16 protein-coding genes are annotated in these 19846 nt (G+C 48.4%); 7 read left to right on the top strand and 9 right to left on the bottom strand.

Annotation, left to right across the window (positions count from 1 at the left end; genetic code table 11):
- Window positions 1-34: 34 nt before the first annotated feature.
- The 3 genes from ABF463_RS09300 (at window position 35) to ABF463_RS09290 (ending at window position 3652) form a co-directional block, all read left to right on the top strand.
- On the top strand, window positions 35-1630 hold the full coding sequence (locus tag ABF463_RS09300) for an amidohydrolase (protein ID WP_415533335.1): 1596 nt from the start codon (window positions 35-37) through the stop codon (window positions 1628-1630).
- A 51-nt stretch (window positions 1631-1681) separates the two neighbouring features.
- Window positions 1682-2560 (top strand): N-carbamoylputrescine amidase, encoded by an 879-nt coding sequence (gene aguB, locus ABF463_RS09295; RefSeq protein ID WP_415533334.1) that lies wholly within the window; start codon window positions 1682-1684, stop codon window positions 2558-2560.
- Between the two features lie 411 nt (window positions 2561-2971).
- Entirely contained in the window at window positions 2972-3652 is a 681-nt protein-coding gene (locus ABF463_RS09290) for a DUF421 domain-containing protein (RefSeq protein WP_415533333.1), read from the top strand.
- Window positions 3653-3756: 104 nt separating this feature from the next.
- Here the strand turns inward: ABF463_RS09290 and ABF463_RS09285 are convergent, their stop codons facing one another.
- The 6 genes from ABF463_RS09285 to ABF463_RS09260 all read right to left on the bottom strand — a co-directional run bounded on the left by ABF463_RS09285 (window position 3757) and on the right by ABF463_RS09260 (window position 9541).
- Window positions 3757-4350, bottom strand: coding sequence for a rubrerythrin family protein (locus ABF463_RS09285; RefSeq protein ID WP_415533332.1), 594 nt, complete (start codon window positions 4348-4350; stop codon window positions 3757-3759).
- A gap of 245 nt (window positions 4351-4595) precedes the next feature.
- Window positions 4596-5345, bottom strand: coding sequence for a glycerophosphodiester phosphodiesterase (locus ABF463_RS09280; RefSeq protein ID WP_415533331.1), 750 nt, complete (start codon window positions 5343-5345; stop codon window positions 4596-4598).
- 47 nt (window positions 5346-5392) lie between these two features.
- Window positions 5393-6709: an ABC transporter substrate-binding protein gene (locus ABF463_RS09275; RefSeq protein ID WP_415533330.1), complete on the bottom strand. Its 1317-nt coding sequence runs from the start codon at window positions 6707-6709 to the stop codon at window positions 5393-5395.
- 91 nt (window positions 6710-6800) lie between these two features.
- Window positions 6801-7625 (bottom strand): carbohydrate ABC transporter permease, encoded by an 825-nt coding sequence (locus tag ABF463_RS09270; RefSeq protein ID WP_415533329.1) that lies wholly within the window; start codon window positions 7623-7625, stop codon window positions 6801-6803.
- A gap of 26 nt (window positions 7626-7651) precedes the next feature.
- Window positions 7652-8581, bottom strand: a complete 930-nt coding sequence (locus tag ABF463_RS09265; RefSeq protein ID WP_415533328.1) for a carbohydrate ABC transporter permease — start codon at window positions 8579-8581, stop codon at window positions 7652-7654.
- Window positions 8582-8596: 15 nt separating this feature from the next.
- Window positions 8597-9541 (bottom strand): sugar-binding transcriptional regulator, encoded by a 945-nt coding sequence (locus ABF463_RS09260; protein ID WP_415533327.1) that lies wholly within the window; start codon window positions 9539-9541, stop codon window positions 8597-8599.
- A gap of 354 nt (window positions 9542-9895) precedes the next feature.
- Here ABF463_RS09260 and ABF463_RS09255 point away from each other — a divergent pair, with 354 nt between their 5' ends.
- The gene (locus tag ABF463_RS09255; RefSeq protein WP_415533326.1) at window positions 9896-11068 is read left to right on the top strand and encodes a tyrosine-protein phosphatase; all 1173 of its coding nucleotides are present in this window, start codon (window positions 9896-9898) and stop codon (window positions 11066-11068) included.
- Between the two features lie 152 nt (window positions 11069-11220).
- Here the strand turns inward: ABF463_RS09255 and ABF463_RS09250 are convergent, their stop codons facing one another.
- The 3 genes from ABF463_RS09250 to ABF463_RS09240 all read right to left on the bottom strand — a co-directional run bounded on the left by ABF463_RS09250 (window position 11221) and on the right by ABF463_RS09240 (window position 14494).
- Window positions 11221-11532 carry a hypothetical protein gene (locus tag ABF463_RS09250; RefSeq protein ID WP_415533325.1) on the bottom strand — a complete coding sequence of 104 codons (312 nt, stop codon included), beginning with the start codon at window positions 11530-11532 and terminating at the stop codon, window positions 11221-11223.
- Window positions 11533-11618: 86 nt separating this feature from the next.
- A complete protein-coding gene (locus tag ABF463_RS09245) occupies window positions 11619-13037 on the bottom strand; it encodes a glycoside hydrolase family 32 protein (protein WP_415533324.1) in 1419 nt (472 codons plus the stop codon).
- 38 nt (window positions 13038-13075) lie between these two features.
- A complete protein-coding gene (locus tag ABF463_RS09240) occupies window positions 13076-14494 on the bottom strand; it encodes a sucrose-specific PTS transporter subunit IIBC (protein WP_415533323.1) in 1419 nt (472 codons plus the stop codon).
- Window positions 14495-14869: 375 nt separating this feature from the next.
- On the opposite strand from ABF463_RS09240, the gene ABF463_RS09235 reads away from it, so the two are divergent.
- From ABF463_RS09235 to treR, 3 genes are all read left to right on the top strand, one after another.
- On the top strand, window positions 14870-15859 hold the full coding sequence (locus ABF463_RS09235; RefSeq protein WP_415533322.1) for a LacI family DNA-binding transcriptional regulator: 990 nt from the start codon (window positions 14870-14872) through the stop codon (window positions 15857-15859).
- Window positions 15860-16076: 217 nt separating this feature from the next.
- The gene (locus tag ABF463_RS09230) at window positions 16077-18179 is read left to right on the top strand and encodes a L,D-transpeptidase family protein (protein ID WP_415533321.1); all 2103 of its coding nucleotides are present in this window, start codon (window positions 16077-16079) and stop codon (window positions 18177-18179) included.
- A gap of 724 nt (window positions 18180-18903) precedes the next feature.
- Window positions 18904-19641, top strand: coding sequence for a trehalose operon repressor (gene treR, locus ABF463_RS09225; protein WP_415533320.1), 738 nt, complete (start codon window positions 18904-18906; stop codon window positions 19639-19641).
- Window positions 19642-19846: the final 205 nt, after the last annotated feature.

The raw sequence follows: 19846 nt of genomic DNA, 5'->3' as shown, positions 1-19846 counted from the left end.
GGTTTAAGAAACAACAAGCAGAAAGGAAATCGCCATGAGTGCATCGTATGTTTTAAAAAGCACTTCTATTTTTGACGGTGTGTCCAACAGCCCGATCAGCGGCGGAGTTGTCATTGAGAAGAATCGTATAAAAGGTGTGTATGCCGAAAATGAACTGATGCCTTTCATCGGCAAAAACACCAAAGTTCTTGACTTTGACGACAAGCTGATTATGCCCGGTTTTATTGATTCCCACACGCATACCGGGCAGGCTATGGATTACGAAGACGAGACTTTCTGTATTGACATCGGCGCAGCAAAAACATTTCCCTCACTTGCCAAAATGATGCAGGATTGGGGTGCAAAGCACCCGGAGGCCAAAATCATTTTCGGAACCAATTATAACTTCTTCAATCTTGAAGACCGGCACATCCCTACGCTTCAGGACATGGACGCGTATTTCCCCGATCGTCCGGCGCTTTTGCAAACCTGGGAAATCCACTCTGTGTATGCCAACTCCAAAGCACTGGCCATGGCCGGCATCACAAAGGAAACGCCCGACCCAAACAATGGGATCGGCAAAGATGAAAACGGCGAGCTGAACGGTGTGATAAACGACACGGCCGCTTTCGCGTTGCAGCGGATTTTAATGCGTCCGTTGGAGGAACGAGAAGCATCGCTTGTACACTTCATGAATGAGCTTAACCGATATGGGATTACATCCGTAGGCGATCTTTTCCCTTGCGGCCCGGAAAAGCCCTATGCCCTGTATAAGGCCGTGGAGGACAAACTAACCGTCCGTATCCATTTTTACCCGGAGTTGCTCTCGTTCACTCCCCAAGACATCTCTTATTACAAGACCAACTTCAACACACCCATGCTGCAGTTTTCCGGACTGAAAAATCTGATAGACGGCGTCATTTCCGTACATACCGCCTGGATGACCGAACCGTATGCGGACGACCCACTGACCTCCGGTTTTCCTGCTGTCCAGCCCGAAATAGTACGCGAGAAAATGCTGGAAGCACTTGGCATGGGAGTGAATGTGCGTATCCACACCATTGGTGATAAAGCGGTGCATTATGTGCTGGATGTCTACGAAGAAGCCGAGAAGAAATTTGGGCGGCTCCCGCGGCGCAACGTGATGGAACACCTTGAGTATGTGCTGGATGAAGACATTCCTCGTTTTGCACAGCTCGGCGTTGTTGCTGACATGCAAGGACGCCACATTACCTTTTATGTGGATGAGGCCGCACGCATCATGGGCGAAGAACGCGCCAAACTAGCGTTCCGTTGGCGCGATATCTACGATACCGGGGCAGTCATTGGAACCGGAACAGATTATCCGGTTATCCACTTCAGCCCGTTCCCCGGCATCTATGCGGCCATGACCCGCAAGCTGGAAAACGGATATCCCGAAAGCGGTTGGCTGCCTGAGCAGTGCATGACTTTGCCGGAAATGCTGAAGATCTGCACCATCGGTTCCGCCTGTGCTCTTAACCGCGACGAAGATCTCGGCACATTGGAACCCGGTAAGCTGGCGGATATCACTATTCTCGACCGCAATCTGTTCAAAATTCCAACAGATGAAATTCTAGATACAATGCCCGTTATGACCATGGTGGACGGCAACATCGTATTTCAAAGATAAGCTGTTTACACCGGGCATCCATTCATATTAAAAAGAAAGAGGAACACACACATGCGCAAAGTAACCGTAGCAGCTACACAAATGACCTGCACATGGGATCCTGTCGAGAACATCGCCAACGCGGAGAAACTGATTCGCCAAGCGGCTGCGGCGGGTGCACAGATCATCCTGCTTCAAGAATTGTTTGAGCGCGTATACTTTTGCCAAGAAACCCGGCCGGAATTTTTCGACTTTGCTACCGAGATGGAAAACAATCCGGCGGTACAGCATTTTGCCAAAATTGCGAAAGAGCTGCAGGTCGTACTTCCTATCAGCTTTTTTGAAAGAAAGAACAAAGGCAAATTCAACTCCATTGCAATAATTGACGCTGACGGATCCGTGCTCGGCACTTATCGCAAAATGCATATCCCATACAGTCCTGGTTACAAAGAAAAATACTATTTCAGCAACGGCGATCAAGGCTTTAAAGTATGGGACACGAAGTATGCGCGGCTTGGCGTTGCAATTTGTTGGGATCAGTGGTTCCCGGAGGCCGCACGGTGCATGGCGCTCAAAGGCGCAGAGATTATTATGTACCCCACTGCCATCGGCTCTGAACCGCAGGACGCCGGCATTGATTCCTGTCCACACTGGCAGCGCGTTATGCAAGGCCATTCTGCCGCAAACATGGTGCCGATCATAGCGTCCAATCGAATCGGTGTTGAAAAATTTCCGGATTCAGAGATTAAATTTTATGGTTCCTCGTTCATCACAGACTGCACCGGCGACAAAGTTGAAGAAGCAGATCGTGAAACCGAGACGGTGTTAACACACACATTTGATTTAGATGCCATAGAAACAAAACGGTCCTTTTGGGGTCTCTTTCGGGATAGGCGTCCGGAATGGTATACACCCATTATGACGTTGGACGGGGAAAGCAGCAAAAACTGATTACAATTTTGGAGATGAGCCTTTCCCGGTTCGGTGAACAAAAACATGTTCAGAAAAGCAAAGGAAATCGCGGACTTTGGCAGCATCCAATATAGGTCAATGTTTCATCATAGCGCAGCGTCCAGACAACGGCAACCATAGCAGTTAAAAACCCCGCAAACCTGTTTTAATACAGGGCTTGCGGGGTTTTTTAGCAGAGTGTTTGTCATATCGGTGACCTCGCACTGCACTCTGGTAGTTTGTGCAGAATGCTCTATGCCCAACGCCAGCACCATTGGCTTTTCCACAGAGGAATGGCATCGGTAATTGTGGATTGGAATTTTCACTCAATGAGATGTTCAAATTTTCAACCATCGTTTAAAAATAAATGCTATGGTTTTGGCTATAATCACTATTAAGAGGTGATTTGTTTTGGGCGAGTTCTTAAACGCAGCTATTAGAGCATTGATTGGTTTCACAATCCTTCTACTATTTACACGCCTCACAGGTAAAAAGCAACTCAGTCAGATGACCATATTCACATATATCACCGGAATCACACTTGGCAGCATGATTGGCGAGATGGTTATTCATGGCGGTGTTGAGTTTATGGAAGAGATCGAGGCTATGGTACTCTGGGGCGCTTTCAGTTTTATAGTGGAATATGTTGGACTAAAAATTCCATTTATGCGCGTGGTGCTGGATAGCGAACCAGCCATTGTAATCAAGCACGGTGAAATTCAAGTCAAAGAGTTACGTAAAATGCGACTAAATATGGATGACTTAACGATGTTATTGCGTGAAAAGGATGTATTTACGATCCGGGATGTTTGGTATGCCATCTTAGAACCTCATGGCGAGCTGAGCATTGTTAAAAAAGCAGCGAAACAATCCGTATTGATGGAGGATATAGGTCTACAGCCACAAGATCCATCTTATCTGCCGGGTGAGTTGATTACAGATGGAACACTCATAAGAAAAAATCTTTTGGAGTTTGGAAAAACGGAGGCATGGCTTATACAAGAACTATCTAAGCGAGGTATTACATCTATAAAACAGGTGTTTTATGCAGAATTGTCTGAGGATGATACATTATTTATTCAAAAAAAGTAAATGTTGCAGGAAGCGTATGGCTGCACAGAAAGGTACCGTATATCACGGCACCTTTCTGTGCAGCCATTTTGTTATCGTCAAACACTATGCGTCTGAAACTTTCTTTACTTTGAAAATGGAGAGTCTTCCCGGCGGACAAAAGTGCCTTGGCTATGGCCGCAGACCGGACAGATTTGAGGCGCTCCGGTAGCTTTATAAATGTAGCCGCAGTTTAAACAAATATATTCAATGGGAGTATCATTTTGAGATAGTCTATTGTTTTGCATTAACTGTGCATATCGAGCGAAACGCTGGCTGTGCACTTGCTCAATTTCAGCAATCATAAAGAAAGAATTTGCAATGTCAGGAAATCCCTCTGCATTAGCCTTATCACCGAAGGATTTGTAAATCGTATCGTGCTCGGCGGCTTCACGCTTTGCGGCAAGTTGTAAAAGCTCTAAAATATTATCTGAATTATCGACAGGGTAGTCGGCGCTCAGCGAAATCTCCTGTCCATTGAACTCCTTTAAGTGATTATAGAATACCTCAGCATGTTCCTTTTCCTGACTTCCGGTATAATGGAAAAGCCAGTATAAAACCTCAAGAGTTTGCTTTTTTGCCTTGCTTGCAGCAAATTCATACCGCCGCCAAGCTTGGCACTCTCCTGCAAAAGCCTTTAAAAGGTTCTCTTTTGTAATGCTGTCTTTTAGAGCAACCATTTTTATTCCTCCTTAATTTTTCTTGCAATATCTCCAAACTTATACAGCAGTAGTATTGCCAAATTTTCATGGTTTATAAGAATCGGAACGTATGTACAAAATAAATGATCAATTTTCTATTCGTACGCATCATCACACCGACAAAAAAGAAAATCGGCAATATCTCTCAAGCCGTTGCCGGAAAGATATTGCCGATAGATTTGCTGAGCGATTTCCACCTGTTTAAATACTAAAGGAAATGCGGCTTATTTGTGGGCTCCTTGCCTGCGAAGAATCGATAACGGGACTTCGGGATCGTTGGATGTGACCAGCACGATGCCTGCGTTGATGGATTTTTGCAGAGATTCCGCGTCGTTTACGGCCCAGGACCAAGGCGCGATCCCCATATTCAGGTATTCTTCCGAGAGGCTTTGCGTGACCCTGTCCATGGGGATGCCGACACTGGAAAGCAGAGAACGCGTGCCGTCCGGACCATCCTCAAAATGGGCAAGCATGTTGTCTGGAAACCCTTGGGTTTTGAACCCATAGTCCCGCCGGGCATCTTTGAGGATATCGGCGTCGAAACAGGTGATCCAACTGCGTTCGGTCAAGCCGAATTCCTTTAGCATGGAGACTGTCAGGTGCAGAGCCTCGGCTGTCTTTTCCTTGATTTCGACATTGAGCAACAAATCTGGATACGGCGACACCAACTCTAGATATTCCCGGAAGGTGGGAATGCGGACGCCTTCGTATGCGCTGGAGAAACGGATGCCGGCATCCAGCTTCAGAACTTCTTCAAGCGTTTTGTCGCGGACAAAACCCGTGCCGTCGGTTGTGCGGTCGACGGTGTTATCGTGGATGACGACCAGATGTCCGTCTTTAGTGAGGTTGAGGTCCATTTCGATCATATCCACGCCGAGCTCGATCGCTTTTTGAAAAGACACCATTGTGTTTTCAGGACGAATGGCCATACAGCCCCTGTGGCCGGCCACCAGTATCTGGCGTTCTGTTTGCATGTGTACGTTCCTTTCGTTCAGAAAGCGGAAGTTCTGCGGAAACGGGTTTATTGTTGCAGACTCTGCTCGATTTGCTTGCGAAGCTTTGTCAGCGTATCCGGGATGGACGCGTTGTTGTACATAATGGCCTGAATGGCTGCTTCGTCTTCTTTGTTGATGTCCGGCCAAACGACGGTTTTATTGGTATCCATCGCATACTGTAATTGGTCGTAGGCAACTTTATAGTTGGCATCCTGTTTCCACAGGTCCTGGAACTGCTGGGATTTGACCATTGTTGTGGTCGTGGGCAGATAGCCGGAAAGGGCAACGAACTGCTGCAGGCCTTTGGAATCCGTCAGCATCCACTTGATAAACTCCCACGCGGCCGCTTTGTTTGCGGATTTGGCCGGGACGACGATATTTGCGCCGCCGGTTGGGGTAGCGTATTTCTGCTCTTTGGGGAGGAATGCGGTTTGAATCTGGAAAGCACCGTTCACGGCCTTTTTTAAGCCACCGTAGGAACCGGTGGAAGTCCACAAAATACCTACCTTGCCGCTGGTAAACATCTGGTTGGCGGTCGTGCCCGAACCCTGCGTGGGCGGATAGTACAGGGCGTTGGTATTCTGCAAGTTCTTCAGGAAACCGAACACTTTGTTGCCGACGGCATCGGTATAGCCGACGGAAGAGCCTTTGTCATTGAGGAACTTTCCGCCTGCCTGCATCACCATCGCCATAGGATACCAGGTGTCAAAGGGCATCGTCATGCCATAGCGGGTGACTTGGTCACCGTTCTTTTCCACCAACGCGTTGGTCACGGTTTTCAACTCGTCCCATGTTTTAGGCACTGCGAGGCCTTTGGAATCGAGCAGCGTTTTATTGACATACATAATCGGGGTGGAACGGTTAAAGGGGATAGCGTTCAAATGGTTGTCAAAATAGGAGTGGCCGGTGAGTCCCTTTACGAAGATGTCGGTGGAAACCTTCGAGTTTTTGAAGTAGGGATTCAAGTCCACCAGCGCATTGTTGTTTGCAAAATACTGGACGTATGCGCGCTCGACCATGTCTATGTCCGGCACACCGCCAGAGGCGATGGCCTGCTGCAGTTTGGTGTAGCCGTCGTCATAGCTGCCCTGATAGGTGGCGACTACCTGGATGTTGGGATGCGTGTCGTTGAAAGCCTTGATGACGGTATTGAGGTAGTCGAGATTGGATCCGCTCAACTCGTGCCAGAACTGTACGGTGTACTTTTTGCCGGATTCCAAGGCGTCCACCTTGGTTGGGTTAGACGTCGAGCCGGAGCTGGACTGTGTACAGCCGGCGAACGCCAAGACCAGCGCCGCCGCGGCCAGCAGCAGGGAAATTCTGCGTTTCTTTTTCATTTTCATGATCCTTTCTCATTTGGCTGCCTGTCTGTGGATATATGTTCCATATCGCAAGATACTGAAACCGGTGGAGGGGACGACATAAGAAGGGGGTCTATTTGATGCCTGTGCCAATGAACGCGCGTAGAATCTGCTTGGCACACAGGATATACACAATCAGGATAGGCAGCACCAGGATGACGTTTCCCGCCATTACGACGTGCCACTGGGTAACGCCTTCTGTTTCTTGCAACATCTTGATGCCTAGCGGCAGGGTGCGGACGTTGGTGTCGTTGGTCATGACAAGGGGCCAGAAATAATCGTTCCAATGCGCGACGAAACTGAACAGTGTCACGGTCGCCAGTGCCGGCACCGACATCGGGATCATCACGCGCAAGATAACCCAAAACTCGCTTGCGCCGTCGACGCGGGCGGAATCAATCACTTCCTCCGGCACCTGCATGAAGTATTGCCGCAGCAGGAAAATGCCGAAGGCGTTGGTCATGAACGGCAGGATTTGGGGCAGAAGGGTATCGATCAGGCCCCACTTGCTCATCAACAGGTAAAGTGGGATGAACGTGACTTGCCCCGGAATCATCAGTGCCAACAGCACGATTCCGAACAGCACCCGCTTGAACGGGAACGTATATTTGGCAAACGCGTATGCGGCCGGCACCATCACACAGAACTGGATAAGAATGATTGACAGTGTGATTACTATAGAGTTGATGCCGTAGGTGAGGAACGGCCCGCCCCGCATGGCTTTAATATAGTTAATGAACTGGAGGCTGCTGGGAAGCAACGCCGGCGGATAGGCCATCATCTCGCGGAAGGTTTGCAGCGAGACGGAGATCATCCACAAAAGCGGCACGATGAAAATAAAAAGAAACAGCGCTTTAACCGGTTTCTCCAGCACAGCCGCTACAATTTTACGGACCATCACGGTCCTTCCCTTTTCCGACGTGGTCATTGATAATAAACCCTCTTGGACAGCGATCGGAAATAACACCAGGTCAGCAGGCCGATAAGCGCCATAATGACAACGCCGACCGCCGACGCATAACCGACGCGTGTGCTTCGAAACTGGTATAGGTAGTACATCAGTGTGTTGGTCGCATTGTCCGGCCCGCCGCCAGTCATGACCTGCACCATGTCAAACACTTTGAACGAGCCGATGGTCATCGTTACCAAAATAAAGAATAGGTGCGGAGAAATCAGCGGCAAGACGATGCGGAAATACAAATGGAACCCCTTGGCATTGTCGAGCTGCGCCGCTTCCAGAATGCTGGTGGGGATGCTCTGCAGTGCGGCGATGAGCATAAGCGTGTAATAGCCGACGGATTTCCACACCGAAACGATGATAATCGACAACAGTGCGGTCTGCGAACTGGTCAGCCACAGCGGGGTTGGGAGCCCAGCGGCGCGTAAGGCGGCATTGAGCAGGCCTTGATCTGGGTTCATGATCCACATCCACACCAGCGCGACCGACACCATGGAAATGATGTGCGGCGTGAACAGACCTGCCTGTACAAGTTTGTTGACGACGGAGCCTTTGTTCAGCCAGATGGCCAAAAACATGGAAATGACGGTTGTAAAGACCACGACACAGATGGTGTAGATGACCGTGTTGATCAGTACTTTGTAGAAATCGGCGTCTTGAAACATACGCGTATAGTTTTGCAGCCCGACGAATTTGCTCATCGCTTCATTGAGAATGTTGTAACGGAAGAAGCTGAACCGGATCAGGCCAAATACAGGGTAGAGGTAAAACACCGCCAACCCGGCCATGGCGGGCAAAATCATCAGGTATGGTTTAGCAAATCTGCGCAGCTTTTTCTTTGCTGCGGCGGTGCTTGTGCGGTGGATGACAGCGGTTTTAATCAGATCGTTGACCAATGGGATATTCTCCTTTCAGATATGCAGCAATCCTTGAGCCGTGTGTTCGTCCGTCACGAGCACGTTGGCATAGCCGCCGGTCAGTGCGCCGTGGATGGGGAGGATTTTTTCTTTCCCGCCGGAGACGAGAATGCTGTGTTTTTTTTCCCGCAGGTGATGCAGTGGAATCCCGATGCTTCGGTCGTCGAAATTGCTGTCCACGATATTCCCGCTGCTGTCAAACAGTCTGGCACACACGTCGCCGACCACGCCGCGCCGGTGCAGCTTTTCCACTTGTTCTTCCGTGAAATAACCCGCCTCCACCAGTGAGGATTTCACCCCAAACCGTCCTACGGAAAAGATAGCGATTTGCGATTGTTCGGCAAGCTCCAGCGCACGGGCAACCCCCTTATCCTGCTCAATGGCTTCTTTGATTTCCGGTGAGTCGACAATTGCGGGCAACAGCATGAAGTGAGGTTTGAAATTGAATGCGCGGGCAAATTTCAAAATAATTTCCTGGACGGAAGCCTCACGGTTGACGGTGGGAAAGCCGCCGTAGAGCTGGGTGATAATGCCGCCGGAGCAATCTTTCCGCATGAGTTTGTTTGCGACCATTTGCAGTGTTTTCCCCCAGGCGACACCGATGATATCGCCGCTCTGGACGGTAGCGAACAGGTAACGTGAGAGTGCAGCCGCAATTCGTTCAAGCGTCATGTCATATTCCGCGGCCCGTATGGGAACGACAATTGCTTTGTTTAGCCTGTATTTTGTACGAATGGACTGTTCAATCGTGCTTTCCGTTTCAAGCGGGTCGTTGATTTCGATTCGAACGATGCCGAGTGTTCGGGACTCGATCAGCAGTTTAGAAACATAGGATCTGGAAATGTTGAGCCGTTCCGCGATTTCACGTTGCCCGATATTGTGTTCATAATACATTTTTGAAATTTGCACGATGAGATTGGTTTTTTCATAATTGTTCATTGCATTTTACTCACTTATAAAGACAGATCTGTCATATTTCCCGGCATCAGTGTCAAATGCTATAAACTTATAGCATTTGACACTGATGCGGTATAAAAAGCCTGCGGATTTCTTAATCCAAGTTCATAATAAAGATTTTTCGGGGTGGATTCCATCAGTTTTATGTCAAATAAAAATATGATTTGTGTAAAGATATTCTGCAGGAGAAGGAAACCTCGGGGGTTATACTACAGCAATTCTTCTATTTACATGTCTTTTACTTAGCCGTTACAAAAAATACATAGTTGCAATGTCAACTAAAGTATATACTACGTCTTGTATTGTGTTTTGGTTGGCGTATTGAAGGGAGATATTATGAAAAGACAGATTGCAACCATCTTGACATTTTTGATTTTAGGAGCAGGATTTACAGGGGCTGCAAGTGCATCATCTACCGCATCACCGGTAAAAATTAATTCAACTGCTGATATGACCCATTCACTCGGCTTGACTGGTGTGGCAAATGCCCGTGACTTAGGTGGATATAAAACCACCAATGGGGAAACAGTCAAAAGCGGCATACTTTTGCGCACTGCTGCATTGAGTAGCGCTACCGATACAGATATCAAAAATCTGACGAATGTCTATGATCTGAAACAAATTGTTGATTTCCGCACTGACAGCGAGATCGCTTCCGCGCCAGATCCTACGATTGCTGGTGTAACAAACACACATATTAGTATCATTAAATCAACTTCTTCGACAACTTCGTCAGCCGTTACATCAAGCGCCACATCCAGTACCGCGCAGAATTCACTTTCACAGATGGTCGCAATGATAAAAGCCATGGGCGACCCCAATGCTTATATGGAGAACACTTATTCTCAAATGGTCACATCCGACTACTCCATCTCTGGGTACAAGGATTTCTTTAATATTTTGCTGAACCGTCAGAGTGGATCCATCCTGTATCATTGCACGGCTGGCAAGGACAGAACAGGCGTTGCCTCCATTCTTTTATTGAGTGCTCTTGGTGTTGATAAAAACACGGTCATTCAGGATTATTTGCTTACAAACCAGTTTGTTCAGTCCACTGTAGACGCAACCGTAAAGGCCGCCGCTGCGGCAGGCGCTGATCAAAGCACACAAGATGGAATTCGTATATTGAGTACAGTGGATGTGAATTGGGCAAATTCAATTTTTGATGCCATCAACACAAAAGATGGTTCTATGAGTCAATACCTTAATAAAGAGATGGGGCTTACGCCCGATAAAATTTCCCAGCTTAAATCCATGTACTTGGAATCCTCATCCAATACTTCGGATACAGCTACATCCAGCACAACATCCACAACAGCGTCTAATGCGACATCTTCTAGTACTACTGCAACCCCCAGCACATCCAACGCATCCAGTAAAACCTCGAACCCCAAAACCGGCAGCGATATGCCTATGGCTGCTCATAGTGCTGGTTTCCTGTTGTGTGATATAATTGCAGGCGGGATCATTATTGTTATTATGCTTCAAAGGCGCAAATCAGCTAAATAAAACGTCTTAGAAAGAGTCACGTTATACGGCTAAAGGTATAGGGCTGTATGTGATAAGCTTTCCTTTTTTATATCTGAACCCGAGCTTCAATTGAGGATTAAAGACCCAAAAATCATTGATGTTGCTCTAATCATCACGTGTCGAAAAGTCAATCATTCCAGATTGATTTTAGGGGTTGCATAGGTGGTGACATAATTTGCCCAGTCGGTCACCGTCTTCATGTGATTGATAGCATCGTAGGTGTAATGGACAGCCTTACCGTCCGGGTAGGTAAGGGTTGTCGGACTGCACGCCGCGTAATAGGCATATTGGACCATGTTTTCCGACAAATTGATATATTTTGTCACGCGGTTGAGCGCGTCATATTGGCGCGTGATGATACCGTTTCCTATTTTAATCGGCAGTTTAAAGACAAGTTTCACATTACGCCCAATGCGTGTCGGAAACGCAAAAAATAAAACCAACAGCCATCCCATGAATGATAACTGTTGGTTTTTTATAGTGTGTCCAGAGACACGTGGCAAGAATAGGTTTTTTGTCAGGGAATCGCTTATGCACGGTTCATACTGAAAAAAACAGCTTCAGTCAAAGTTGCCTTTCCATTTACGGCTACTTTGGTTTGAACAGCATCTTCATCCAAATAGGTTCTCAGTGCGAACGCCTCAACGCCCGCATTAATGAACAGCTCCATAGCGGAACGGTCTGAAAGGACGCGCAGCTGCAACTTTGTGGCGTCCGCCAGTGCCACTTGCCGGATGGGGTTCTCCGGTGCGTAGCGGGAATGCGAGCGGTCGACACGCAGTATTCCATCAGCAAAGGAGATAATGATAGATTGCTTTTGGTTTTGCCGTAAATAAATTGTGACAGTTTGCGCTTGGGTCGTGTCAAAGGTGAGTTGCATATCATAACAATCACCTGAAAACCCGGGCAGCAATAGGGATTCATTCTCCAGTGTCAGCATCTCAATTGTTCGCTTGCTGCCACGCAGCGCCTGCAGCTCAACAGCCGGCTGTTGATGGATCTTGCCGTTTTTCAATTGCAATTCGCGCGGAACGGTCAGGCAATGCATCCAGTTTTCCGTTTTGGAAGGCTGGTCTTCTTCGTCCGGCATGCCCATCCACCCTATAAGCAGGGTGCGGTTGCCTGCATGGACGACTTGCGGAGCGTAGAATTCAAACCCTTTGTCCAATTCCTCAAACGAGGTGCATCCGCAGAATGTGCGGATGCCTTCAAATGGGCCGGGGGCGACCACATAGCCGCATTGGAATCGATTTGCAAAATGCATCCCGTCTGCTTGCAGGCCTTGCGGACAGAACAAAAGAATAGCGTGTGTCTGCTGCTGTTCTGTATCATACAACGCAAAGAGATTGGGGCATTCCCACATATAACCAAACTGTCCAAGCGGGCTGCCGGTGTCAAACTGTAAGGCCCCGTCAAATTTCCAGGATAAAAGATCGGGTGAACGGTAAAGCAGTACCCGACCCTGCTCCGCGGTTGTTTGGGCACCCAGCACAAACGCATAAGCGTCTTTATCCGCAAAGACTTTTGGGTCGCGAAAATGGGCGGTGTATCCTTCTGCTGGACCGGAAATCAAAGGGTTTCCCGGATACTTTAGAAAATGCTCTCCGTCTTCCGAGACGGCCAGACATTGATAGACCTCCCGGTTTCCCGCAGCGTTTCGCACGTTGCCGGTATAGAGCAAGTGGATCTGCCCGTCTTTAATGATGGCACTGCCGGAGTAGCAGCCATTCCGATCATACCAATCGTCCGGAAGCAAAGCGGGGGGGAGATCTTCCCAATGAATCAAATCGGTAGAGCGCAGATGTGCCCATCCTATCCGTTTGCCTTCTGGAAAAAGCGGATTCCATTGATAGAAGACATGATACCACCCGTTGTCGTACAAGAGACCGTTTGGATCATTGATAAACGCGTCGGGAGAAAAAATATGGTATACGGGCTGATTGTTCATGTGCATCCTCTTAGTTCGCAGTAGGTGGCTTGCGTCCGTTATACGTTGACGACATCTTTGGCGACTGTTACGGGTTCGTCGTCCGCGTCCAGATCTTTATCTTGATAGATTACAAGGGTGATTACAAACGCAGCGCCAACCGCGATACCCATGCCGATGATGTAGTTAACCATGTTCCAGCCGCTGGTAATCGCGATGCCGGGGATGCCCGTTACGCCAAGCCCCTGCATACCGACCTTCATCAGGCCCATATACAGACCGCCGAGAGCGCCGCCGATGGCACCGCCGATAAACGGACGGCCATAACGCAGGTTGACGCCGAAAATCGCCGGTTCGGTGATGCCAAGGAAGCAGCTCAGTGAAGATGGAGCGGCGAGGGCTTTGACTTTTTTATTGCTGGTGCGGAAGTAGACTGCCAGCGATGCGCCGCCCTGCGCCACGTTTGCCATGGCCCAGATCGGAAGCAGAAAGTTGACATGAATGCTTGGATTTGCCAGCAGGCCCGCTTCGATTGCATGGAAGCTGTGATGGATACCCGTGATGACAATAGCGGAATACAGGCCTCCAAAGACCAGACCGGCAATCGGGCCTGCCGCGAGATACATGTCCTTCAAGCCGAAAGAGATGCCATTGCCGAGCAGGCGGCCAAGCGGTCCGATGAAAACAAGGGTGACAAACGCAGTGACAAGTACGGTGATAAACGGGGTGAGCAGTACATCCAGCACATTGGGTACGATTTTATGAACAAAGTGCTCGATTTTTGACATAACCCAAACAGCAAGCAGAACCGGAATAACCGTTCCCTGATACCCGACCATGGCGATATGGAGGCCGAAAATATTCAGAGTGGCTGCTTTCTGAAGTCCCAGATTCCAAGCATTCAAAAGATCTGGGTGGATCATGATTGCGCCGATGACGGCGGCAAGGAACGGATTGGCTTTAAATGTCTTGGCGGCGCTGAACGCTATAATCATGGGAAGGAAGATAAACGCCGCGTTGGAGAACATGTTCAGAAGCTGAAAGATGCTGCTTGTGGAACTGATGACCTTAAAACTTGTCAGGGTGTTGAGCAGACCCATCAACAGACCGCAGGCTACGATAGCCGGAATGATGGGGACGAAGATACCGGATAGCATCCGGCAAAAACGTTGCACAATGTTGAGCTTTTTCGCTGCGACAGCTTTTTGGTCTTCCACAGAGCTTTCGTGGATATGAGCGATTTGGGTCAGTGCGTCATAGGCATCGTTGACGGCGCCCTGCCCGATGATGACCTGATACTGTCCTGCACTTGAAAAAGCGCCTTTGACGCCATCCAGTGCCATGATTTTTTTTGTCTGCGCCTGCGCGTCATCTTTCAATACAAAGCGCAGCCGTGTGGCACAATGCGCCACACTGGTAATGTTTTCTTCGCCGCCAACCAGCGGAAGCAGATCGCTTGCTAATTTCTTGTAATCCATCTTCATTTCCTCCAGACATACGGGTGACTCTTGTGGTGTATGGTTCAGTTGCTGTGACGGGAACGGGTAAAGCAAAAGGTATCGATACCACATCGGACGCGCAACAGTTAGCTAGAACGTCAGAAACTGTTGGTCAATATAACGGTTGAACGCCATTGTGTAATCGATTCCATAAAGCACTATTGATAGTATACAACACAGTGCAACTGTATTAAATACACATAGTACATAAACATTTACAATAATATATGTGCAATATGTACAGATACAACCATGCGCGTGGAGGTATCAACTGCCTGCGTTTTGACATATCTATATGCATTTGCTATGCTTACAGCAATGCGGGAGCAAGACAACATACAAGCGAAGGAGGTGGTGTTTCTGAATATTCATGACATTGCAAAACTTGCCGGGGTTTCCAGCACCACGGTTTCCCGCTTTTTGAATAGCGGATATGTGAGCGACAGCAAGCGGGAGAAAATCCAAAAAGTCATTGACAAAACAGGATATACGCCCATGCTGGGTGCTCAAACATTGCGTACCAAACGAAAAAAACTGATTGGGGTAATTATCCCTAAAATCAGTTCGGAATCTGTCAGCCGTACTGTGGACGGTATCAGTGAGGCCCTTTCCGCACACGGCTATCAGATTTTATTGGGAAACACGGACAACAACCCTGAAAAGGAACTGGAGTATTTTTCAATCTTCCAAGCCAACACGGACGGTATTTTGTTCCTGGCAACTATTTTGACCGAGAGGCATCAAAAACTGCTGCGCGATCTGCAAACACCCCTGGTTGTGATCGGACAGACATTGGATTACTGCCCGTGCGTCTACTATGACGATTTTGGTGCGGCAAAGCAACTGACAGATTTGCTCATCCATTACGGCTGCCGCTGCTTGGGCTATATTGGCGTGACCAATGATGACCGCGCGGCGGGACTGGCACGGCAAAATGGATTTCTCGCGTCGGTAAGCGAGGCACATATGCAGATCCCGCCGGCGCGCATGGCGGTTGGTCCATTCAGCATGGCGTCCGGTGACCAAAATGTGAAAAAAATGCTGGAGGCATGTCCCGATTTGGATGGGCTTTTTTGTGCTACCGATTCCATTGCGGTGGGCGCGACGCAGGCCATCCGTGCTATGGGTCGCGATATTCCCGGGGAGATTTGTGTGGTCGGCATCGGCGATAGCCAGATTTCAAAGATTATTCAACCGCAATTAACAACCGTTCATTTCCATTACCGCACCAGTGGAATGAAAGCGGCAGAGATGCTTTTACATATGCTGGAGAACCATTTGCACAGTGACAAGAAACTGTCATTGGGGTTTGAAGTGATTGAGCGCCAAAGCTGCTGTCTATGAGCGCTGCCTTATCCAAATAAACATGAGATATGAGTGCTCGTCTTGCCGGATTCCGTACGGTTTTTAAAGCGTCTGCTGCCAGACCGTTGGCCGGCAGAGGCGCTTTTGTGACAGATACGGGAATTGTCTTTGAAGCACTGCACGGCCAGTTTGCCAGATATGTAAAAAATGGTATACTGGATACGGAAAATGCAAAAATTGAGAGGAGGATGGAAACATGGTTGGAAAATGGCAGAGCATGCAGCGCTTATTGGGCAGGTTCAGTTTGATTGCACTGGCGGTCATGATCGGTTTTCTGTATATGGGCGGGTTGCCCGCGCGGGCTGATACCGATTATTATCCAGCAGCATTTTACGGAAGCGCGTTCGACAATAGCTCGCAGGTCATTGTCGTCACAAATAACCCGATGAATAATGTGAACGCAACCGTTTCTGCTTATGAAAAAACAGGAAATGGATGGAAAATGGTTTTTTCCAATATCAGTGCGCTGATAGGGCAGAATGGGATGCAGTATGACAGTCTGCGCAGGCAGGATACCAACACGACACCGTCCGGGGTGTATGGCATTCCATTTGCCTTTGGATGGGCGCAGAATCCTGGCACAAAGCTGCCTTACCGGGTGGCGGACAGCAATTCGTACTGGGATGAAAATTCCGGTTCATCCACCTATAATCGCTGGGTGGAGGGCAATCCCGGCGGCGAGTGCGAGCAAATAGCCACGCAGCCCCTTTACAAATACGCGATGGCTTTGGATTACAATTGGAACCAGACGCCCGGCAAAGGGGCGGGAATCTTCATTCATATTAAGCCCCGGTATTATACCGGTGGCTGTGTGGGTGTGGGTGAGAGTGAACTGGTTCAATTAATGCAGTGGGTAGACCCGACACAAAATCCCAAAGTGTTGATTTGCCCACAGGCGGATTTCTCTCAATATTATTATGCGCAGGCTATTCCTGCCGGTCTGTCCGCCATTGATAGCCCGCAGGCAAACAGTATGCAGATGGACAGTGTGACGGTGAACGGCTGGGAGCTGGCGCACACCGGTGTCTCCCGTGTGGATTTTTATGTGGATAATGATCAGTGGCTGGGCTCCACAAACGCCTTGTATAAACGCGACGATGTGCAGGCGTCTGCCAACCAAGATGGTTACTACATTGACCCGGATAAATGTGGCTATTCATTTACGTTTAATACCCATATATTGAACGACGGACTGCATACGCTCATCACGGCGGGAATTGCCAACGACGGTACGGTGCAGTGGCAAACCCGTTCATTCTATACGCGGGGCGGTGCAATCACAGATATCGATTCTCCGCAAAGCACGGTGTATGGCGGGGATATATCGGTCAATGGATGGATGCTCAACCGTTCGGGTCAGCAGCGCGTCGATTTCTATCTGGATAATTTCAAGTGGCTTGGCAGCAACGATGGAGCATTTCAGACGCGCAATGATGTACAAGCTATTATGAATGCCGACAACCTCTTTTCACCGAATGGCACATTGAGCGGGTATCACTTTACGATACCGGCGGCCTCGATCGGCCCGGGCACACATACCCTCTATGTTGCGGGAATTGGAGCGGACGGCACAGTCAAGTGGAACACACGCACATTTTCAGTAGAAGATTCGCGTGCCTGTCTGGATACACCGTTCGACACAGTGGCCGGAGATGTGCGGGTTTCCGGGTGGGCCCTCAACCATGCGGGGATGACGCGGATAGATACCTATCTGGATCTGGGCGCCGCCAACCCAAAAGGATATCAGACCGACAGCTTTTACAGTCGCCCCGATGTGCGGGCAGCAGTCGACCCAGCCGGCCGATATCCGGACAGTGGCAGAAGCGGATTTGCCGTAACCATCCCCGCAGCCGATCTGACACCCGGTGCGCACACCGTCAACGTGGCGGCAGTCGGCGCAGACGGTACCGCCCAATGGATGGTACGCGCGTTTACGGTTGCACCTTCTATAACGGATATTGATGCTCCAGTGTCCGGCACAACCTATGCCGGTAATATGCTGATCGGCGGCTGGGCACTGAATCATGCGGGGATTTCCCGTGTGGATGTCTATGCCATCAACCATTTATCGCCCAATACCTACATCTCACTCGGTTCGGTGACAGCCACGCAGATGGGCGGGCGTCCCGATGTGCAAGCGGCTTTTAAAGACACCGGCTATCCGGGTGCATTACAAAGCGGGTATACGCTGGTTGTTAAAAACGGAACTCTTGCGGCGGGTCAGTATACACTTTGTGTGGCCGGCATTGGTAATGATGGGTCGGTGCAATGGCAAAATCAGACATTTTCTATACAATAATAGACAACAACAGCCCGGCAAAACAAAGAACTATTACAGACGTTTGCGGGAAATACGTATTGCCCGCAAAGCATGTTTTTCCTTGGCAGAGGGATCGATTATGCGGTTGAGATGGAAGGTGCGCTGAAAGTCAGGGGATTTCCTTATCTGAGGCAGCAAGAACGCCTGTGCGCTGTGATTAACAACATTTAGTTTTGCATGTCCAAAGTCTCTTTGAGCCTTATCGCTCGAGGGGACTTTTTGTTGCCGAGCAGGCAAGACACCCCCCTCAATTGGACTGGGGGATAAAAAACCTTATAGGACACAGAAAAAACCTCTAATGCTGCACCCATGAAGGTCTGCAGGCAATGCAAGGAAGCATAGGGGGTTAAAGAGCGCACTTGTTCTTTGTCAGACCTTACAGAGCCTTCGGCTGGCCATCGTCAGCATATAGAGATTTGCGCACGTGAACATGGCATACTGCCGGACGAGATCGGTCGAATTTGCTTGGCTGTGTGATAGCTCTTGTGTTATACTGCAATATATACATAAACAATCCTGCTTTTAGCCATTTGCTTCTCCTACGTTTGCTTTGACATGGCGCGTGAAATTATTGGGAAAGTAGCCCTTCTGGCACAGCCAAAGCAGGTTTTGAAAAGCATTTTGGGTCGGTTGGGGGGCGGGAGGCGTAGGACCTAACAGCTACTAATGGAGTAACAACGAGTTTGAGGAAAGTGTAAGAACGATGCCGAGTATAACAACAAAGTATAATAAAATATATCAGGATTTAAAATCCAAAATAGAGGACAAGACATATGAGGCCCAAGAATTGCTTCCGTCAGAAGCGATTCTTACGTCTTACTATGATTGCTCACGCAATACAGTTCGTCGGGCTATTGCAAACCTTGCTTTAGAAGGATATGTGCAGAGCCTGCATGGCAAAGGCGTGCGGGTGATTTATCAACCGCACGCACAATCTGCGTATGCATTTGGGAATGTCGAATCTTTTCATGAAGCGTCTATCCGTAATGGGAAGATCGCCAAAACGGAGGTCCCGCTTTTCGTGGAGTTGGTTGTAGATCAGCATATTGCAAAAAGGACATCCTTTCCAGTCGGAATTGAGATATATTATATTCAGCGTATTCGTTGCATGGAACAGAAAGCGCTTATCATTGATCACAACTATTTTCGCAAGGATGTTGTTCCTGGCCTTACGAAAGAAATTGCCAAGGGATCTATTTATAATTTTATTGAAAACAAATTACATGTACACATTGTAACAACAAAGCGTGTAATGACCGTAGAGCATGTTAATCAATTGGACAGAAAGTATCTGGAGTTGGGAGATTATAACTGTGTGGCCGTGGTCAGTAATTATACCTACAATGCGGATGGGATAATGTTTGAATATACACAATCGAGGCATCGGCCGGATTATTTTGCTTTTTACGACCAAGCACGGCGAAATAGCCCTGAGGAATAGCCCTCGCTCCTCTTAGTGTACACTGTTAGGCTTGCAATGCAAAGGCACCTATTGTAAATTCGCAAGTACGTGAAATTTACAGTAGGTATTTTTATATCCGAAATTTACATATAATTCGTCAAATTGATTACATTTATATTTTATTTTGCTATTTGTACAAAAAAATCAAATATGCATTGACAAACTTGTTTAAACAAGATATAAT

The sequence above is a fragment of the Ethanoligenens sp. genome (assembly GCF_047718355.1).
In the GTDB taxonomy this organism is placed as follows: domain Bacteria; phylum Bacillota; class Clostridia; order Oscillospirales; family Ethanoligenentaceae; genus Ethanoligenens.
This window is presented reverse-complemented; position numbering and strand designations above follow the sequence as displayed.